The 18,677-nt window shown below is 49.3% G+C and carries 17 protein-coding genes; 6 read left to right on the top strand and 11 right to left on the bottom strand.

From position 1 onward, the window contains the following. Nucleotides 1-15: 15 nt before the first annotated feature. From Q7S09_03750 to Q7S09_03740, 3 genes are read left to right on the top strand one after another with little or no spacing between them, the layout of a single operon-like run. Nucleotides 16-621 carry a hypothetical protein gene (locus Q7S09_03750; protein ID MDO8558273.1) on the top strand — a complete coding sequence of 202 codons (606 nt, stop codon included), beginning with the start codon at nt 16-18 and terminating at the stop codon, nt 619-621. A 3-nt stretch (nt 622-624) separates the two neighbouring features. Beyond that, entirely contained in the window at nt 625-1,014 is a 390-nt protein-coding gene (locus tag Q7S09_03745) for a hypothetical protein (protein MDO8558272.1), read from the top strand. 7 nt (nt 1,015-1,021) lie between these two features. Beyond that, nucleotides 1,022-1,507: an MgtC/SapB family protein gene (locus tag Q7S09_03740; protein ID MDO8558271.1), complete on the top strand. Its 486-nt coding sequence runs from the start codon at nt 1,022-1,024 to the stop codon at nt 1,505-1,507. Nucleotides 1,508-1,571: 64 nt separating this feature from the next. Here the strand turns inward: Q7S09_03740 and Q7S09_03735 are convergent, their stop codons facing one another. From Q7S09_03735 to Q7S09_03700, 8 genes are all read right to left on the bottom strand, one after another. Next, a complete protein-coding gene (locus Q7S09_03735) occupies nt 1,572-2,729 on the bottom strand; it encodes a glycosyltransferase family 1 protein (GenBank protein MDO8558270.1) in 1,158 nt (385 codons plus the stop codon). 171 nt (nt 2,730-2,900) lie between these two features. After that, complete coding sequence (locus Q7S09_03730; protein ID MDO8558269.1) at nt 2,901-4,229, bottom strand: oligosaccharide flippase family protein; 1,329 nt, start codon at nt 4,227-4,229, stop codon at nt 2,901-2,903. A gap of 9 nt (nt 4,230-4,238) precedes the next feature. Next, on the bottom strand, nt 4,239-5,372 hold the full coding sequence (locus Q7S09_03725) for a glycosyltransferase family 4 protein (GenBank protein ID MDO8558268.1): 1,134 nt from the start codon (nt 5,370-5,372) through the stop codon (nt 4,239-4,241). 127 nt (nt 5,373-5,499) lie between these two features. Further along, a complete protein-coding gene (locus Q7S09_03720; GenBank protein MDO8558267.1) occupies nt 5,500-6,735 on the bottom strand; it encodes a class I SAM-dependent methyltransferase in 1,236 nt (411 codons plus the stop codon). Nucleotides 6,736-6,827: 92 nt separating this feature from the next. Then, nucleotides 6,828-7,784: an FkbM family methyltransferase gene (locus Q7S09_03715; GenBank protein ID MDO8558266.1), complete on the bottom strand. Its 957-nt coding sequence runs from the start codon at nt 7,782-7,784 to the stop codon at nt 6,828-6,830. Nucleotides 7,785-7,859: 75 nt separating this feature from the next. Then, entirely contained in the window at nt 7,860-9,086 is a 1,227-nt protein-coding gene (locus tag Q7S09_03710) for a class I SAM-dependent methyltransferase (protein MDO8558265.1), read from the bottom strand. 93 nt (nt 9,087-9,179) lie between these two features. Next, entirely contained in the window at nt 9,180-10,085 is a 906-nt protein-coding gene (locus Q7S09_03705) for an NAD-dependent epimerase/dehydratase family protein (protein ID MDO8558264.1), read from the bottom strand. 108 nt (nt 10,086-10,193) lie between these two features. Next, the gene (locus tag Q7S09_03700; protein MDO8558263.1) at nt 10,194-11,780 is read right to left on the bottom strand and encodes an asparagine synthase-related protein; all 1,587 of its coding nucleotides are present in this window, start codon (nt 11,778-11,780) and stop codon (nt 10,194-10,196) included. 113 nt (nt 11,781-11,893) lie between these two features. Here Q7S09_03700 and Q7S09_03695 point away from each other — a divergent pair, with 113 nt between their 5' ends. Beyond that, entirely contained in the window at nt 11,894-12,535 is a 642-nt protein-coding gene (locus Q7S09_03695) for a hypothetical protein (GenBank protein ID MDO8558262.1), read from the top strand. A 73-nt stretch (nt 12,536-12,608) separates the two neighbouring features. Here the strand turns inward: Q7S09_03695 and Q7S09_03690 are convergent, their stop codons facing one another. The 3 genes from Q7S09_03690 to Q7S09_03680 are packed head-to-tail and all read right to left on the bottom strand — an operon-like array spanning nt 12,609 to nt 17,303. Then, nucleotides 12,609-14,588, bottom strand: coding sequence for a hypothetical protein (locus Q7S09_03690; GenBank protein ID MDO8558261.1), 1,980 nt, complete (start codon nt 14,586-14,588; stop codon nt 12,609-12,611). 6 nt (nt 14,589-14,594) lie between these two features. Continuing rightward, nucleotides 14,595-16,535, bottom strand: a complete 1,941-nt coding sequence (locus Q7S09_03685; protein MDO8558260.1) for a hypothetical protein — start codon at nt 16,533-16,535, stop codon at nt 14,595-14,597. Nucleotides 16,536-16,556: 21 nt separating this feature from the next. Then, nucleotides 16,557-17,303 (bottom strand): glycosyltransferase family 2 protein, encoded by a 747-nt coding sequence (locus Q7S09_03680; GenBank protein ID MDO8558259.1) that lies wholly within the window; start codon nt 17,301-17,303, stop codon nt 16,557-16,559. 234 nt (nt 17,304-17,537) lie between these two features. Here Q7S09_03680 and Q7S09_03675 point away from each other — a divergent pair, with 234 nt between their 5' ends. Both Q7S09_03675 and Q7S09_03670 read left to right on the top strand, forming a co-directional pair. After that, nucleotides 17,538-17,798, top strand: coding sequence for a GIY-YIG nuclease family protein (locus Q7S09_03675; GenBank protein MDO8558258.1), 261 nt, complete (start codon nt 17,538-17,540; stop codon nt 17,796-17,798). Then, nucleotides 17,795-18,655 carry a class I SAM-dependent methyltransferase gene (locus tag Q7S09_03670; protein ID MDO8558257.1) on the top strand — a complete coding sequence of 287 codons (861 nt, stop codon included), beginning with the start codon at nt 17,795-17,797 and terminating at the stop codon, nt 18,653-18,655. Before Q7S09_03675 ends, Q7S09_03670 begins: the two co-directional genes overlap by 4 nt. Nucleotides 18,656-18,677: the final 22 nt, after the last annotated feature.

The raw sequence follows: 18,677 nt of genomic DNA, 5'->3' as shown, positions 1-18,677 counted from the left end.
ATATACTATACGGATATGGACACGACCACCAAGCACAACGTCTGTAAATTCAAAATATGCGTTTCGGGAGCGGCCGAGACCGGGCATTGCGCCAAAGAAGCCCTCGAACAGGCTAAAGAGGTAGGGCGCGAAATAGTTCGGCAGGGCGGAGTTTTGGTTACCGGCGCTACCACGGGAACGCCGTACTGGGCCGCCATCGGCGCCAAGGAGGAGAAGGGTATTTCCATCGGCCTGTCCCCTGCATCAAACGAAAGGGAACACGTCGAACGATATAAACTCCCGACTGATTATTTTGACGTTATTATTTATACGGGCTTTGATTACTCGGGGAGAAATCTTCTGCTTACGCGCTCGGCCGATGCCGTCATACTTGTTTGCGGGCGCATGGGAACGCTGAACGAATTCACCATTGCCTTTGAGGACCATAAGCCTCTTGGGATATTAATGGGTAGCGGCGGCATAACGGATCTTATAAAAGAAATTGTTGCATCTGCGCATCGAGAAGAAGTTCCGCTGGTATACGACGAGGATCCGAAGCGGCTTGTGGAAAAATTGGTGCAAATTATTTGTGAAAAGCAGGAAAAAGGAAAAGACGAAAAGTATTATACACATAGAGGATAAGATATGGATGACTCGCAAACATCATCGATGCCAACTACTCCTCAGGAGCTTCCTACGCTAGCTCCTGGTCCGGAAGAAACCATCTTGCCGCAACTCCAGCCCGTCGCGCAACAAGACGAACGAGGCGAGCCCATGCTCGCTCCGGCCGAGACGGGACACGCAAAGCCGGGAGTACACCTACAATCAAAAAAAACGCTGTTTCGCGTCCTGCTTGTTGTAGCCATCTTAAATCCAGTCGCCTCTGGAATTCTTGTCGGCATTTACCTTTGGAGAGAGCCTGAAATGAAGCACGAGGGAAAAATCATCACGGCCGTGGCCTTGGTATGGGGGGTCGTAGTGCTCATCCTAGCGCTCGCAAACCCCGCAAAGGGCTTATTTGCGTTCTCGCGTTAAATACCATATGTCCGGAATCATCCCGCAAAACCACGAATTACAGCTCATCTTTCACCTGATCTTTGCCATGGCTTTGGGATGGCTCATCGGATGGGAGCGTAAGCACTGGAAAAAACCTGCCGGAGGACGCACGTTCATGCTTATATCCCTCGGGTCATGCCTTTTTACGATCATCTCTGTTGAGGGGGCACGAATGTTTTCTCAAGGCGCATCCATCGATCCCCTGCGTATCGCGTCAAACGTGCTTACGGGCATCGGCTTCATTGGAGCAGGGCTCATTCTGCACCACGAAGAGCGCGTGGAAGGCGTTACCTCCGCGGCCGCCCTGTGGGTAGCCGCGGCCGTCGGCATGTCGGTAGCATTCCATTTTTATACGCTCGCGATAGTAACAGCGCTCCTTACCGTAACCGGACTCAACCTCTCTTACGCAACGCGAAAATTTTACTCGCACGTTTCACAAAAAGAGCATGGCGCGGAGGGAGAAGATATCTGACCTTCCTGTTCCAGACCTCCCGGAACCAAACATGCTTATCCTGCTCGATCTAGAGCAGTTTTTTTTATTGTACCAATGCGCCAGTCACATTGCGATAGATAGCACGCGTCTCCCGAGCCGCCTTATCCCAGCTAAATAACCCGGCACGCGCAAGACCTTTTTTGCGCATGGCTTTTTGGAGTATTTCATCGGAAAGCACCGCCGCGAATTGCCCCATAAAGCCCTCCACATCCTCCGGAGGTGCATACAGGCAGGAGTCTCCTCCAATTTCGGGTAGAGATGTTGTATTCGAAGTCACCACCGGCACGCCACACGCCATAGCCTCAAGTATAGGCAAACCAAATCCTTCATAAAAAGAGGCGAATGCAAAAAGACTCGCTCCTCCGTATAATTTCACAAGATCTTCGGCCGGAACATGTCCTACTACGATAACTTGCTCATCAAGTTTTAATGCGTGAATACACTCACCAAGCCTCTGCAATTGGGTGCTGTCTCTTGGAGCTCCTGCAAGGACAAGGCAGTAGCGTGAACGCAGCATGCCGGGAAGTTGTGCATACGCGGCAAGAATCGTCTCCAAATTCTTTCGCGGCTGTATCTCGCCCACCGTCAGTATATAGGGCTGCGCGATCCCATAGTGCGCAAGGAATGCCGCATCGGGAACCACGGGCCCAAATGCACTGTTTGCGCCTTCATGGACCACGAAGGTCTTTGATGATACGGATGCGTCGTATGCGATAATTTCGCGCTTCGTACACTCCGAGACCGCAATGAGCGCGTGCGCTTCGCGAAATATATCCGGAAGAATACTCATGAGAAGCTCCCGCGTGCTTGCCTTTACCCATGAACGATCCTTTATAAATGACAGGTCGTGTATGGACACGACAACGCGGACTTTTTTTGCAAGTCCCTTCGTAAAGAAAAACGGATTCGTGAAATGCATCACGTCCAAATCCCTGGAACGAAATCGAAAAATCTCTCCCGAAATCCGCTCCCCCCATCTTGTCAGCGCAGGAAATGGAAAAGACGGCATATACACACCGCGAAAAACTGCCCGATCCGAAAGATCGGGATATCTTCGTGTAGGAAAAATATGATGCAAATACGTATATAACTCAAACCTGTCACGCCCTTCTTTGCGCGCAAGCGCCGTTGTCAATTCTCGGGTATACGTGCCGTTGCCCCCCGTACCGAAAGCCGAAATATAATCGATACCAATACGCATGCGGTAATGATATCACAAAAAAACCGCTCTGGCAGCGGCCTGGGCATTTCGCAATAAGATATTTCTATACTTCGCTGTTCCTGCTCTTACTTCCAGAAATCATCTTTTAAGCGCCGCGGAGTTTTTAATCCCATATCTACTTTAAGGGATATGTTTCGTTGTCTGTAGTTTTTATTTCGATCCATGAGAAGCGGGGGCGCTAAGATCTCCAAATTTAAGATACCAAAATGCTACTATAACGGCAATAATAGTAGCGCTTCCTTTGAGGATCGTGAAACTGTATACCGCGCCGAGTGCTCCGTACATATCCAAGAGATAGAGACTCAATGGCCATCCAACCAATAATACGACACTGTTTATGGTAATAGAAATATGCACTTTACTAATAGTACGAAAGAGGCTCCCCAGGCCAATACCGAATCCAATCACTGCCGTATACCACCAGAATGCTTTTATAAAGGGAGTGGCATTCTCATACGCCGCACCGTAGACGACCTTGATTAAAAAGGGGCCGAGAAGCACAAGAATGGTGCCGACCGCCATCGCAAAAAATCCTCCTACAACCGATACTTTAATGAAATGCCTGCGTAATATTGCAGGATCTCGCACCTGGTCTTTGGGAAATTGGTCTTGTAAAAGCCGTGTGACGGCTCCAAGCGGGAAAAATGCAAGCGACATATACGAAAGAGATATTTTGAAAAATCCAGCCTCACTGGGCGAGGCGAGCCGGCCCAACAGCAACATAATACCCAAATTATAAAACTCTACAATATTATTATCGAGCGCCATGGGAAATGAAAAACGGAGAAAAGACCGCAACGACGTCTCGCGTATGTGCAAAAGCATGGAGCGAACGCGCGGGACGAGACCCGTCGGCTGCACATAGCGGCGATAAAAAAATAAGATGGCTAGGAACGAGAGCGCAGTTCCCAGCGCTTGTCCGCCGGCAACGCCTGCCAGACCGAGTCCTGCGAAAAGTCCGCCCAACATCATGCCAGTTTTCAGACCTTGGTCAGCATTCTCGGCGAGGGTAAGCAGCCATACTTTCCGCACAACCTGGAGAAGTATCGCAAAAAGCGCGAACCCCGAAGTAAAAAAACCGCTTATAAGAAGCCATCGCACATAATTTCCCAGATCCTCCCGATGATACAACGCGGATCCCAAAATATCTGCTAAAAAAAATAGAGGTACACCGACGCAGAGATAGAGCAGAAGAGTGATCTTGATATATCGGGAACCGGCATCGCGCATCCGTTCATGATTTCCTTCTGCGGACGCTCGTGAAAAAAGAATAAGAAGACCAGACAATTGGCCCCAATCAAGAGATAAACCCATAATGCCCGCGAGCGCTATGGCAAGCGCCCACACACCGTACTGATCCGGCCCCAGAAGACGCGCAATAAGTACCGAACCCGCAAACGAAATCCCGAATTGCACAAAACTCCCGGCCTGAAGAACCGATGCGTGCCGAAAAAACTTTGTACGGATAAAATCGCTCATAAAAAAACCTTATTGCGAACGCCTAACAACGGCCTCATAGGCGGCACTATAGCGCCTGGCAGCGAGAACCCAGGTCTCTCTTTTCGCAAGTTTCTTACCATTTTCTCCCATATCTTTTCGAAATTTTTCATCCGCAAGCAATTTTTCTAACGCCCTAGTAACCATATCAACATCATTCTGCGGGCATAAAATCCCGGTTACCCCATCTTTAACCGCATCATCGGCTCCGCAGTCCCGGGAGCCGATCACTGCCAACCCCCGGGCTCCGGCTTCCCGATATACCAGTCCGAAACCCTCTATGTTCGTTCCCATGGAAACCGGCGTAAGTACAAAAAGTTCTGCATGATCATAAAGCCGCAAGAGTTCCGCGTCGCTCAAACCGGTAAGGAAGTGAACGTGGCTGCTGATGCCTAAAACCCTTGCCTCATCTTGAATTTTGGAAAAATGTTCGTGCCCCTGGAAGCCGACAATGACATATGAAAGATCGGGAAACTTTTCTCTGGCTCTGGCATAGGCCGCAAGGCTTATCCGATATCCTTTTTGCGGCTTCACAGTGCCGACGCTTAAAAGATACGGCTTAGGAATAGAGGGGGGACGGGGATCTGTCGGGGCTGAAAGCCACAGAGACGTAGTGCCGTGTCCAATGACCTGCGATGAAATTCCGGCAATATACTTCTTTATTTCTCGGGCCATATACGAACTGATGCAGACGACTTTACGCGCATGACAAAGCGCCCATGTTAAAAATTTCCGTTCCACGGCATGGTAAAACGCATCCAGGGAATACGTACCCTGCAATGTAACCATTAGCGGAAGTTTTGAACCGAAACTGGCGAGAGCCCCGATAACTCCGTACGGATACCCGTCCAAGGCGTGAATGAGATTACATCCCCCAAGATGCTCGCGCACCCGCAGAGCATTGCGCAGAAGAACAGGAAGATGAAGAAGTGTTTTAAAAAAACTGTGTAAAGAAAATCTGAGTGAGTTGGTTAAGACCACGTGTTCGTCAGGATACCCTCCGCCTTCTTCCGAGCAAATGACAACCTCAACTCCGCACGTACGCAATGCCGTGATGAACTCGCGGGCAAACCTGCCCCAACCATTATCCGTCCGCGTGTTGTTAGTGAGTATACAGACACGCATACTTCAAATGCAAAATGTAAATCTCAAAGTGAAAAATGACAATTTAAAATGCTAAAATTATCTCCTTGAATTCATTTTTAAATTTTGCACTGTCATTTTCCATTTTGATTTTTGAATTTTACACTATTCAGAAGATTTCAATGTCTCCGACCGGTACGATGAACCTTCCTCCCGTGTCACGGAATTTCTTTTCTTTCTCTACGATAACTTTGGCATAATTCGGCGCGAGGATGACAAAATAATCGGGAAGTTGACTCTGCGCCTCGGCGCGCGAAATGATGGGTATGCGGTCTACGGGTGTGAACCGGCCTTGTTTTGCCGGAGAATCGTCCACGAAATAATCAATGAGATCTTTGCCAATGCCCGCAGTGCGTAAAATAATAAGACCCTTGGCGGATGCACCGTAACCCGCCAGCCTCTTGCCCTGTTTTTTAAGGTCGTTGAGGATTCCCAGCAGCTTATCGGAAACCTTGCGCACATTTTCCTCAAATCGCTTGCATGTTTCCAGGCTGTTCAAATTCGTGTCCTCTTCCTCTTTTTGAAGCTTCTGCAGCCGGTCCGTGAGCGGACGCTTGCCGTTGTCCAAAAATACCCGCAACATCCCGAAATTCTGCGATGGCGTTACCCAGGCGTCAAACGCCCGCATGCCAAACTGTTCCGCAAGATTCTGTACGTTCTTCAGAGAAAGATACGAGAAATGGTCGTGATAAATAAGGGAGTAGTTGGTATTCTTAACCATGGCTCCCCAGTAGTTCACTTCGGCCACGAACACCCCATCGTCTGCAAGCATCGCTTTTACTCCGCGCATGAGATTTTTCGGATCGTTTACGTGCGCAACGCAAGAATTGGCAATGAATACTTTGGCTTTGCCATACTCCCGCACGATAAGCTGAGCCACGTGTTCGTTGAAAAACTCCGACAACGTAGGGATGCCACGCTGGAGCGCCCGTACCACCACATTCGTTGCCGGATCAACTCCCAAGATAGGATGCTCATCTTTAAAAAAACTCAAAAGAATGCCGTCGTTCGAACCCATCTCCACCACAAAATCCCCTTTCTTCAAAAAACGCTTTTTAACATCATCCGCATAATCTCGGAAGTAATCCGCGAGCGTGGGCATGTCGGAAGAGAAGAAGAGGTAATCGACATTTTTATATATCTCGTCGGCCTCCAAGACTTCCGTGAGCTGCACCAGGCCGCACGTTCTGCAACGCCGGACCACAAGAGAAAAAAGCGGCTCTTTTTGAGCGAAATCTTCCTTGCGCAAAAGACTGTTGACGAGCGGCTGTTCGCCCAGGTCCAGCACAGTATCAAATCCCGTCCCGTCGCACATGCGGCATAGGGTATTTTTTAGGTATTTCATAGTAATCGCAAATATGCAAATCTAAAATAATATACGAACAAAAATTCTAGAACGCGCAATAAGACGGAATTGTATAAGACTGGCAATTTCGCTTATGCGTTTTCTGGAAGAGTTGCGCGACGCTCGGGACGGCATAGCACGATATTCATTATGTCATTTTTCGTCTTGGAGATTTCCGAAAATACCTCTTTGTCGGTTGCCTGCCGAATCGGCCCCTCTTCGGGAAGGAGGTGAACATCAAATCCAAGAGAGCGGACCTCGTCGAGAAACATCTGCGGTGAGGTACGTGCCACCTCCATACCACCTGGCCAGAATTCTGTCATCACCACAACATTTACGCTCTGGCGAAGGAGATTCTTCATACCCTGCAGAGCATAGTACTCAGCGCCCTCAATGTCCATTTTTATAAAATTGACGGTCCCGATAAATTCCTTGAAGTAGTCATCCAGCGCAATCGCATCCACCAATTCTTCTCCTCTTAGCTTCTCTCCCACGGGCACGCCTCGGACGTAAGACCTCTCTTGCGCAACCGGATACGACCGATGGTCTCCATAGTCCGTCTCGGAAGTATATAAAGTTGTCTGGCCGGATGCTGCGGTAACCGCGGCGCACACAACAACAATGTTTCGAAAATCGTTTACCTCGATGTTTTTTTTCATCAGTTCAATATTCCTTCTTCCGGGTTCAAATGCGAACACCTTTCCTCCTTTCCCAATTTCAGCGGCAGCGAGAATTGAAAAATATCCGATATTAGCGCCGATGTCCACCACCGTCATGCCCGGACGCAAAACATTGCGCATGAACGACGTCAGGCGCGGCTCCCATACACCATCCTCCATAAGCGCAGGGGCAAGACAAAGATCTTTTCCGTCCACATAGATCGTATGGTTGAATGCCTGTATGGGAATGTCGCGCCCCATAAGACGCGCGATAAGAAATCTGGGGCGAAATTTAGGGAATACACGGCGTAATAATCGCCCCAGAACGCGCCTCACTTCCCACGTCCGGGTTTTGTACTCAAACGTCAAAATTATGTTTTTCGCCTTCATACATCTATTATTTTGATTTCGAGCAGGTGTGCAAAATCCGTATATTTGCGCTTGATTCGTATATTCGCGATTACTCTAGAAGATCTCGATATCACCGATTGGCATAATAAACTTCCCGCCTTTAGCCACAAATTCTTTCTCTTTTTCAACAATGTGGTCTCGAAAGCTCCAAGCGAGCAAAAGATAATAATCAACGCTTCGCTTCTTCGCATCTTCCGGAGAAATAATGGGAATGTGTGACATCGGCATGCAATTTCCCTGTTTCTCTTTCAACCCGTCCACGCAAAAATCTATCATCGCATCGGTGATGCCCGCGTAGTTGAGAATGGGCACGCCTTTTGCGGCCGCGCCATACGCGGCAATGTGTTTACCTTGTTTTTTCAGTTCGTTCAGCGTCTGCACTAATTTATTTTTTGATCGTTCAACGGCTCCGGCAAGCGTCTGATATGTCTCAAGCCGATCCCAACCCTTCCTCCTCTCTTCTTCCGCCAAAGCCGCAACTTTGGGACTCATGGCGTGTTTTCCTGCGTGGCCGAAATAAACGCGGATGGAAACCCCCTGGAAATCCAACATTCTGTAGTCGAAGATCTCAAGCCCCAAGGTTTTATAGAACCGGATGAGCGGAAGGATGGCGTAATACGCCATATGCTCATGATAGATATCGCCGTAGCCGAGCGTATCGAATATGTAGCCGAGGTAGTGCGCCTGAATGATGCCCACCCCGTCATCGGCAAGAAGCTCCTTGAATCCCTTCATGACGTCTATCTGGTCGGCGATATGGGGAATGGAATTGTTGCCCAGCGCAACTTTGGCCTTGCCGTATTTCTTGCTCACCTCGGCGGCCAGAGTGCTGGTAAAAAACTCATTCAATGTTTCCACTCCGCGCGAGCGCGCGATGGGTGCAATATTCGCGGCAGGTTCTATGTTGAGCGCCTTGACCCCTTTAAGTTCCCGCAATAGCACTCCGTCGTTACCCCCTACCTCCACAACCAGATCTCCGGGTTTCAAAAACTGCGTTTGCAGCTCCTCGGCGTAATCTTGAAAATGTTTCGGCGTATTGCCGACGCCACTCGAAAGGAACTGATAATCGGTAAACATTTCCTCCTTTGAAGGAATATCGCAAAGCTGCACGAGACTACAATCGTGACAAAACCATACCTGTAAGGGATACATGGGCTCGGGGTCGCGCGTCCATGACCCGGGCTTGATGTTGCGGTTCGGCGGGGGCTGGTCGCCAAGATCCAGAAACATCGTCAGCTTTTTCGAACCGCACATGCGGCAATGGTCGTAGTGGGTGAGCATTGGGTATCACGAATCTACAGATGCACACGAATTTACAGATTCACGAATATTCGTGAACTCGCGTTATTCGTGTGGAATTCGCATTATTCGTGATTATAGGGTCTTCACGTACTCTTTCAGCCACGGAAGCACCTCGAGTTTCGGCTCCCAGCCCAAGAGCTCCCGGGCACGGGTGATGTCCGCCTCATGGCGCTCCACCTCAAAGCCGCGTTTGGGAATATATACGATCTGGGTACCGAATGTTTTGGCGAGCTCCTCGATGGTAATGACCTTCCCCGAAGCAATATTAATAACTTCGCCCTTGCCCACTTTCGGAGACTCGGCGGCTTTGATGAATGCGTCCGCAACTTCTTTGACGTATATGAAATCACGCTGTCCCGAGCGATACGGAGAGTCGGGCGACGTTTCCATGAGGGTGACGGGTTTGCCTTCTTTTTTGAGCCGAGAGAAAACCGCGATCACGGTGTCCGGACGCTGATTCTCGCCGAAAACCTGGAAAAGCCGCAAACTGACCGTCGGCAAGCCGTAACAAGCCGACCAGGTCTTAAGCGCGAGCTCTCCGGACAACTTCTGCCAACTATACGTTTCTATGGGATAGAGCGGCATGTCCTCCTTCCAGGGTGTCGGATTGAGACCATAAGCGGAGGCGGTGGAAGGAAACACAAGTTTCTTTATACCCGCTTGTTTGGCCATCTCCAACATATACGCGGTCATGTCAATATTATCTTTTGCGGTCTCCAACGGGTGCTGGACGTCGTAGGTAATATTGGTGACAAAAGCGAGGTGGAAGACATAATCAACTCCTTTAAGTTCTTCGGCGGCGAGAGAACGCACGTCCCGCTTCTCGAATTTAAAATGCGGATTACGGAAATCGTATTCGATAACCTTGTAATTAAAATTGAGGATGTCGATACCCCAAACATCCCAGCCTATATTCAGACAGGCCTCCGCAATATGGGGAGCGATGAAACCGGACATGCCGGTAATGAGAACCTTCATCCCGTTAGAGGCGGGTCGCAGTCTTTTAAAACCGGAACACCTAATAGTTAATGGTTAAAAAATCTTTGGAATGTATATCTTCAAAATCCTTATTAGCGACCGCGGCCTCTAACGGGATTCGTTCTTTTGCGCAAACTGCCTTCCCCATCCCTCCTTCAGAAAATCGAAATATGCACCCCTATCCCAGTCTTTTTTGCCGAACCACTGGTTAAAGACGATGGTGAGTCCTTTCTTCTCTCCCTGAAGCGGCTCCAGAAGTCCTCGTTTCTCGAGCAGCCGGCGGAGCATGATCTTTTGCTCGAGCCCGTTTATTTTAAGTTCTGGCGGAAGGCTGAAACCGAATTCTATAATGCGCCGGTCAAGGAACGGGCATCGGTTTTCAATGCCGAATGCGCCCGCCATCCGATCGCCCATCTGCAAGAGACTTGGCATAATGAGCTTAAAATCGGCGTATCCCATAGCCGTGATGGGGTCTTCAAATCGCTCGAAATAGGGCCGTAGGGTTTCGCGTACGAACTCGATATCGTCGTTCCGCGCGGTAAGCGCGGCGAACGCATCCAGATACGAAAAATACCTAAAATACTTCGCGAACAGATACGTGTTGTAGGAAGGAAAGTGCGTGCGCAGTTCCCACTCCCGCGCTACTGGCAAGTAGCGCACATATCCGCCAAAAATCTCATCCGCGCCTTCACCGGAAAGGACTACTTTTACTTTTTCACTCGCCCAGCTCGCAAGCTTCCACAAAGGGTATGACGAAAGTGAACCGACCGGAAAGTCGAGATGCCACACAATCTTATCGATAGTGGTGAAGAAATCGTCCTTCCAGTCCAATGTGTTGTCGAAAAAGAACTTTTCCCGAAAATCATGAAAGGTCGAGATGAGCGACGAATCTATGCCACCCGAATAATACAGGCTGTAGGGCACGTCGCTGCGGGTGCGGATGCGCACCGCGTCTTCCAAAAGCTCTTCCAGCTCCTCCAGAGCCGTTTCGGTCCGGATGTTCCGCGGCTTGAAATCCCAATATTCTTTTATCGCATAAGTATCCTTTGCAAGGTCATACAGCAGATAATGCGCCGGGGGAAGAGCGTGGACATGTTTCCAGAGCGTTTCGCCATGCACATGCTGGAAAGCCTCAAAAAATCTGTCTTGCCTCGATTCCAGTGGTACAACACCTTGTAAAGCCTTCGCCTCCGAAGTGAATGCAAAAAGAGCGCCCCTTTGGTAATAGTAGAGGGGTTTTTCTCCGGCAATGTCCCGCGCCAGAAGCAGTTGTTTCTTGCGCTTGTCATATAGCGCAATAGCGAACATGCCGTTTAATTTATCGAACATCCCAACTCCCCACTGTCGCCAAGACTTTAAAAGCACTTCAGTATCGGAGGTGGTGCGAAACTTCCAGCCATGCGCACGCAATTCTTCCTTCAGTTCAATATAGTTGTAAATTTCCCCGTTGTATGACAAGACGAATTGGTCTTCCTGGTAAGGACAAAGACCCGGTGAGCTGAGGTCCAAGATTTTAAGACGCCCCATCCCCAGCTCAATGTCGTCGTCCTTATAAAATCCAAAACTGTCCGGAGCCCGGTGCTTCTGGATATCGATCATTTTCTCGATGCCGCTACCGTGAATAATGCCGCCGATACTGCACATAAAATAAAAATAGAAGGGAAGTAACCTCCGTAGTGTATCAAAATTTGACACACTGTCAACGGTCGAACTTGACAATATTATATTATGTGCTATACTTATTCTATTGTTAGGAAGACTGGTTTTAGGCCTGCTTTCTGTTGAAAACGAAAGGAAGGGATGCCTTAATGTTCTCTATCGCATGGTTGCAGTTGCTCACACGGATCATGTCCGATGAGGTGGTCGGAGCCGACGCGGCGTATCTGGTCGGACAGACCAAAAACAATGCCTCATCGGTATTGAAAAGGGGTGCGGAGCTCTGGAAGGACGGCTTAATTTCGTCTATCGCCATACTGGGAGGCGGTGAGGGCTTTGGGTACTGCGGATACGACTACTCCGTAGAAAAACTGGTTGACTACGGATGTCCGCACGTGGCCATCGAGGACATACCATACAGGTTTGAGTTCGGCGATAACGTCATTAACACGCTTACCGAGCTCATCACCGTGGTTCGGTATGTCAAAATATGGGGTTGGCAACGGTTGTATCTCGTTGCCTCGCCATTCCACCAATTACGCTCGTTCATCACCGCGGTCACCGTGGCCGACCGGGAATACCCGGGCCTCAAGATCTACAACGCCGTGGGAGCTCCGTTGCAGTGGAACGCAACCGTTGTCCACTCGCAAGGCGTTTTGACCGGCACCCGGCTCGATCTCATCGAAGCCGAAGTGAAGCGTATCCTGGCTTACCAGCAAAATAGCATGCCGTATCCCCTGGTCTCGACGGAAAGAGCGTTCGCCTACCTTGTAGAGCGCGACCGCACAGTGTAGAAGAACAAAAGCAATTCGGCTCCGGAGGGTTTCTTCCGGAGCCTTTATTATTTCCTGAGAATATTTTTTAACTCTATAAAACTGAATTTCGATACCGGTATATCGTAAAATCTCCGACGCTTTCAACTTTCTCGAAATAACGCCCGATCATATCCCGGGAAACACGGTCTTCGCTTTCGTCCACCACCAGCCAGTCGAGGCGGTACGCAGAAGTCCAGGCCGCTCCATGCGCTATCTCGTCGCGCCTTCGAGCATACTCGGCAAGATACTTGGGCCAGTCTGCGTCATTTTTCGCCGGAATGCATGTTGTCACATTCGCGATGCCTGCCTGGCGCATCTTCGTATAAAACAGTTTTTCAGTCAGTTTCGGGCACCACTGGTCCGGTGCGCCGAAAATACTGAAATGGCCGATGTCTCCTCCGAGTTCGGAATTATTCTCAAAAATAAGACGCTCGTCCACAAGACGCCCGGCAAACTCTTGATAGGTGCCGCCGAATTGGCCATTTGCAAATGTCCAGTACACGCGCTGGGGGGTATAAAGAGCTATGTATTCGCTCATGCCGGGCGGTGCCATGACGACGCCCGCAGGCAACTTGGACAATCGGCTGAAAATTTGCCTGTTCGCCTGAAAATCCTTTTGCGCCGGCAAATCATACACGGAGAAGCGCCACAACAATAAGCCCGCATAGACAACAGAGAGTATGGGCACAAGTACAAGGGGTAGGAATCTAGCTGCTTTCACAGCCGCTCGGGCAAGCCACTCCGGAGAGAGAAGCCAAAGACCAATAATAAAGTAGCTTGAGATAAGCGGGGCCCAGTGTCCTAACACCAGCCAACTGCGAATAGGCCTATCAAGGGTCAACGAAGCGATTAAAATTGCTGTAACGGCGAGAAGCCCGATCCCGATGGTCTTTTGCCCCTTTCCAGACCCATTCTGGTATACCGGAACGACCTCCCCGTTTACGGTTCCTACCTCTGACGGAGCAAATAGTATCATTGCGGCAGCGGGTAGCGCGACAAATTCTGCTAGGACCGAGAAGTGGTCGGCAATAACGGAAAAACCGGTAACTATGTTTTGGATATTAAAAAGAAACCCCTGGAACGCCAAAAATGACAGTACAAGCCATACAGATGCGCCCCCAGCATCCAGGGACCGGCGATACTTGCGATATCCTACATACAGTGCGGCCGTGAGAAATCCAAATTGTGCGACCAGCAAAGGAAAAAGTGGAACACGAATACGCACACCGCCGTTCCGCTCAAAAAATCCATCATTGGCCGCCGATGCGGAGTGGCCAAGAAAAACCTTTATATAATCTCCGAGAAGTAGCCAAGTAGAGACGCCTACTGCCCCCAGCCAAATGCAGCCGTAGAGCCATACCCGCCAATCTTTTCTTTTTTGCCAAAGTGCGCCGAGCCACCAAAGTCCCGTCGTGCCGATGGCGGTGAAGAGAAAAACCGGATGCGTCATCGATAGAAAAAGAAAAAAGATGCTCGCCCCTAGCGTGGCGAGCGAATACGGGTGCCGGACAACCGCAAAAACAAATGCATTAATGCCCAACAAAAAGAAAATAAGAAACCAGGTTGTAAGCCCCACATCCTGATTTGTATACGGGCTATAGAGGAGAGTGGCTACAAGCGCCAAGAGGAAAGCGAGCTCCATTTTCACGCGACCGGCGCGAAAAAGGCCGTACAGGCCCAGAAAAACCGCGAGAGCAGAAAAAAACTTCAAAATAATCTGCCACCAAATAATCGGGAGCGACGCAAAGTACGGCAGATGTTGTATAAACAGATCAAAGAACGGAAAGCGCGGTAAGCCCACTCGATGCTCCCAGGTAAACATGCTGGAGCCAGACATGCCTTCTACCTGCAAGCGGTGGAGGTTCGTCAAATAGTGTATCTGGTCGTAGCCAAGGTTTCGCAGCGGTGTTTGAAAACGGTCGATACGCCACCACGTGATAAGGTCCGGTGTAATTAAAAGAAGACCGACCGCAAGGGTAGTAAGAACGAGTAGAAGAGAAAATCGGACACGTTTGAGTAAAAACTCATTCATACATGCTTATAGAGCACTCTCCCGATATTTATAAATAGTAAAACTTCCAACGCTTTCTGCTTTTTCAAAATAACGCCGCAGAATACTTGAAGATATGCGGTCTTGGCCTTCATGCACCACCAGCCAGTCGAGGCGGTATCTAGGAGTCCAGGGGGCACCCTGCGAAATAGCATCGCGCTCGGAGGTAAATTGAGCAAGATACTTCGGCCACTCCCGCTCGCTGCGGTCGTTCACGTCGCAGGTGGTCACATCCGCTATGCCCAGCAGGCGCATCTTGGCGTAGAATGCCGTTTCCGTCAGCATGCCGCACCAATAATTAAACGTGCCAAAAGCGCTTATGCGACCATAGTCGCTTCCCAGTTGGGAGTTATTCTCAAAAACAAGGCGCTCGTCAAGCAAACGATCGGCAAGCTCCTCATATGTGCCGCCAAACTGGCCATTCGTATGCGACCAGTACACGCGTTGCGGCGTGTAGAGAGCTATGTGTTCACTCATACTGGGCGGCGCCATGACAACGCCCGGTGCAAGTTGCGACAATCGATCATAAATCTGTCGGTACTGTTGGGCCTCGACGTGTGTCGGCGCATCGTACCGGTAGAAACGCCACAGGAAAAAGCCCGCATAAACAAGACTGAAAACGAGTAGGGCGGGTAGCAATTTCAAGGTTTTCGACGCCAAGAGCCGAAGGCGCCCTGGGAATACAAGCCACAGGCAAAGAATAAGATAACCGATAAAGAGCGGAACCCAGCGCCCCAATACTAACCAACTGCGAATAGGCCGGTTAATGGTCAGTGAAAAAAGAAAAATAGCCGTTATCATGAAAAGGATAATTCCTAGAATTTTTTGCAGTCGTGAACCCCGGAATGTTTCCGTGTTAGAGGCAAAGAGTACCAAGGCGACCGCAGGCAACACAATGAATTCTTCCAAGATAACAAAATGGCCGCCGATGAACGCAAAACCCGTGAACGCATTTTGGACGTTCGCCAAAATCGTGGGCACGGAAAGAAATAAAAGAAGGAGCCAGGCACGTCCGCGTCCAGCGTCGGTCTCCGTTCTGCCTCTACGGTATCCTACCCAAAGTGCAAGCGCCAATAAAACGAATCTTGCCAAAACAAGCGGGAAAAGCGGAATACGAATATGTATACCGCTATTCCGCTCGAAAAATCCACTAACCGCAGAACCGGCGGTAGCATTAAAAAAATCATTCAGATGACTCCCAAGAAGCATCCGGCCGACCACGCATGAAGCGGCAAGCCACGCAAAAGCATAAAGCCATATCCGCGCTTCCCTTCTTTTTTGCCAAAGCCCCGCAAACCACCAAAGTCCCGTCATGCAGATGGCCGTGATAAGAAAGACCGGATGCATGGCCGAAAGAAAGACAAAGAGAATGCTTGTAGAAAGCGTGGCAAAAGAATACGGACGCCGGATTGCGGTAAACATGAACGGTACCAATCCTGCCAAGAAAAAGGAAAGAAACCAGGAATTAAGCCCCGGCCCCTGGATTGCGTACGGGCTATAAAGAAACGTCGTTGCAAGCGCTAGAGAAAATGATAGTTTAATCTCCGCGCATACTGCCCGAAAGAGGCCGTAAAAGGCAAGAAATACCGCAACAACCGAAATAAATCTCAATAATACCTGCAACCAGATTATCGGAATACCCGCAAAGCCCGGTACATACTTTATAATCGCGTCAAAGAACGGAAAGCGCGCGCCGTCCGCCCTATGCTCCCAGGTGAACATGCTGGAACCCGACACACCCTCAACCTGCAGACGATGCAGGTTTGTTAAATAATGGATGTCGTCTCCGCCGACGGCACGAAACGGTATTTGAAAATTATCAATCCGCCACCACGCAACCAAATTAGGAGTAATAAAAATAAAGCCGACCGCAAGAGCAGCGACGGGTAAAAGTGCAGAACAGAAACGCCTAGACAAAAACTCATTCATAGTCCGTGGAAGAGACGGTCTCTAGGAAAAAATGCCTCTCCGTATGCCACAGAGAGCCAGCCAGTAGAGAAAAATGGCATGCGACGTTTGGAATATGGCCCAGATGCCTTTGGAAATACTGATGGACGTATGCTCGCGCTTGTAGTCGCAACGGGTAGGCACATGGCCTATTCGCAAACGATGGTATTGCGCCTGAATAATGATTTGAAAACTAAAAAAATAATCATTGGAAATCCTGGAAAAATCCAGAGTTTCCACAAAGCGCTTGCTGTAGGCGCGAAAACCGGGAAAAAAATCCTGCAGAGGTATCCGGGTGCCCACTCGCGCAAGAACCGAAAGGAATACATTCCCGCAGAACGGGATGGGACCCATGCCGTCCTTAAAGGCCTGGGATATGTTGTAAAACCTGTTACCTAAAATGAAATCGAAACCGCTATTCAGTTTGTCTATGGCTAGCGGAGCGCTTAAGGCAATATCATATTGACCGTCTCCATGGATCTCTATCATTTGCGTCCCACCAAGCTCCACGGCCTTGCGCAATCCAAATAGCAAATTGCCGCCATAGCCGGTATGCGGGTGGGTGAACGTGGGTATGCCGAGCTTTTGCGCCACGGCAACAGAATCGTCTCGGGACTCGTCGTCCATACAGATAATCTGGTCAAAATTTTCTTTGGGCAGGCGCCGGTACACCTCTTCGATGAACTTGGCGCAGTTGTAGGTCATGATAATGCCTACCACCTTGCCCTTTGTTGGAACGACTGTATCCATAAAAACCAGGATAACATACCGTGAACACCTTGCCCACACACTCATAGTGCGCTGACCCCACGAACGCCGCTTGTTATTAAAGTAATGTTTTAAACATGCGCAACTTTGATATGTACACACGCACTTACTAAATGCGCACTATGAATGTGTGGGCTTGCCTATTGAGGGTAGCGCGGGTATACTGTTCACAGATAAAAATTTTTAATCTGTTTATGATCCCGTTAGAGACGTGCTATGGTGTATGTCTATGTACTACAGAACACCCTGAATAAACGATGGTACACTGGGTTTACCCACGATCTACGGAAACGCTTCAAACAGCACAATGCAAATCTAAGTAAGCCGACGAGAAGCCGCGGTCCCTACGAACTTATATCTTACGAAGCATGTCTGAGCGAAGACGATGCTTTAGCGAGAGAATTATTTCTTAAATCCGGGATGGGCAAGCGCTATCTGAAAAACAGATTGAAGCGTTTCCTGTCTCTAACGGGATGAAAACAACAGACAAGCCCCTCACTTTCAAGTTTTTTAACTACAAATGGTCGCGGGTTCCTACATGGGCCCGCGCCACTGACCATATTTACCAAACTTGGTATCTAAACCGGTACGGCTACAAGAACCTCCAGGGTTTTAAAAAGTTTTTGGCGGATAAAATGTCCGTCTGCGAAGCGGGGTGCGGCGTAGCGCGCGATTCGAAAATGTTCGCCGAAGCAAACCCACAGGCCAAGATCCTTGCGGTAGATCAAAGCAAGCAGGCGCTTCGAGAGGCAAAAAGATCTCTTGCCAAGTTTCCGAATTGCAAAACATTGCGCGCCGACATCACCAATTTCGTCGTACCGCAAAAATTTAATTTCATTTCCTGTGATCAGGTGATGCACCACACGCCAGATCCCGGAAAAACGCTCAAGCATCTTTTTAGCAAACTCAAACCCGGAGGGGTATTGAATTTTTGCGTTTGCAGAAAAAAAAATCCGTACCGGGACCTGGTAGACGACCTCATCATGAACCGTGCGCGGGACATGAAGCCAAAGGACCTGTGGGAATTTTCCCGCATCGTCACCGAGTTCGGCAAAGCATTATATAAACTCAATATCAAGAACGTCACATTTCAGGGCCGCAAATACGAGAACCTCCAGCGTTTCATACATAATCAGGTATTCCGGTGTTGGTACAACCCTAGCATTCCCTTCGAACTTTCGGTATCTTCAAATTACGACTGGTTCTCTTCCAATCCCCGCTTTAACGCCGCAGAAGTACGAAAAGACATGCTTGGTAAAATTTCAGGCTTTAAAGTCCTCCGATTCTTTGAGGACGATGCCGTCATCTCCGTTTCGCTAAAGAAACTCAAATAAGGGCCCTCCACGAAAGGATGCC

It is taken from the genome of bacterium (assembly GCA_030649025.1).
GTDB lineage: Bacteria > Patescibacteriota > Minisyncoccia > JAUYLV01 > JAUYLV01 > JAUSGO01.
The sequence above is the reverse complement of the archived record's forward strand: the minus strand, read 5'-3'. Positions and strand labels throughout refer to the sequence as shown.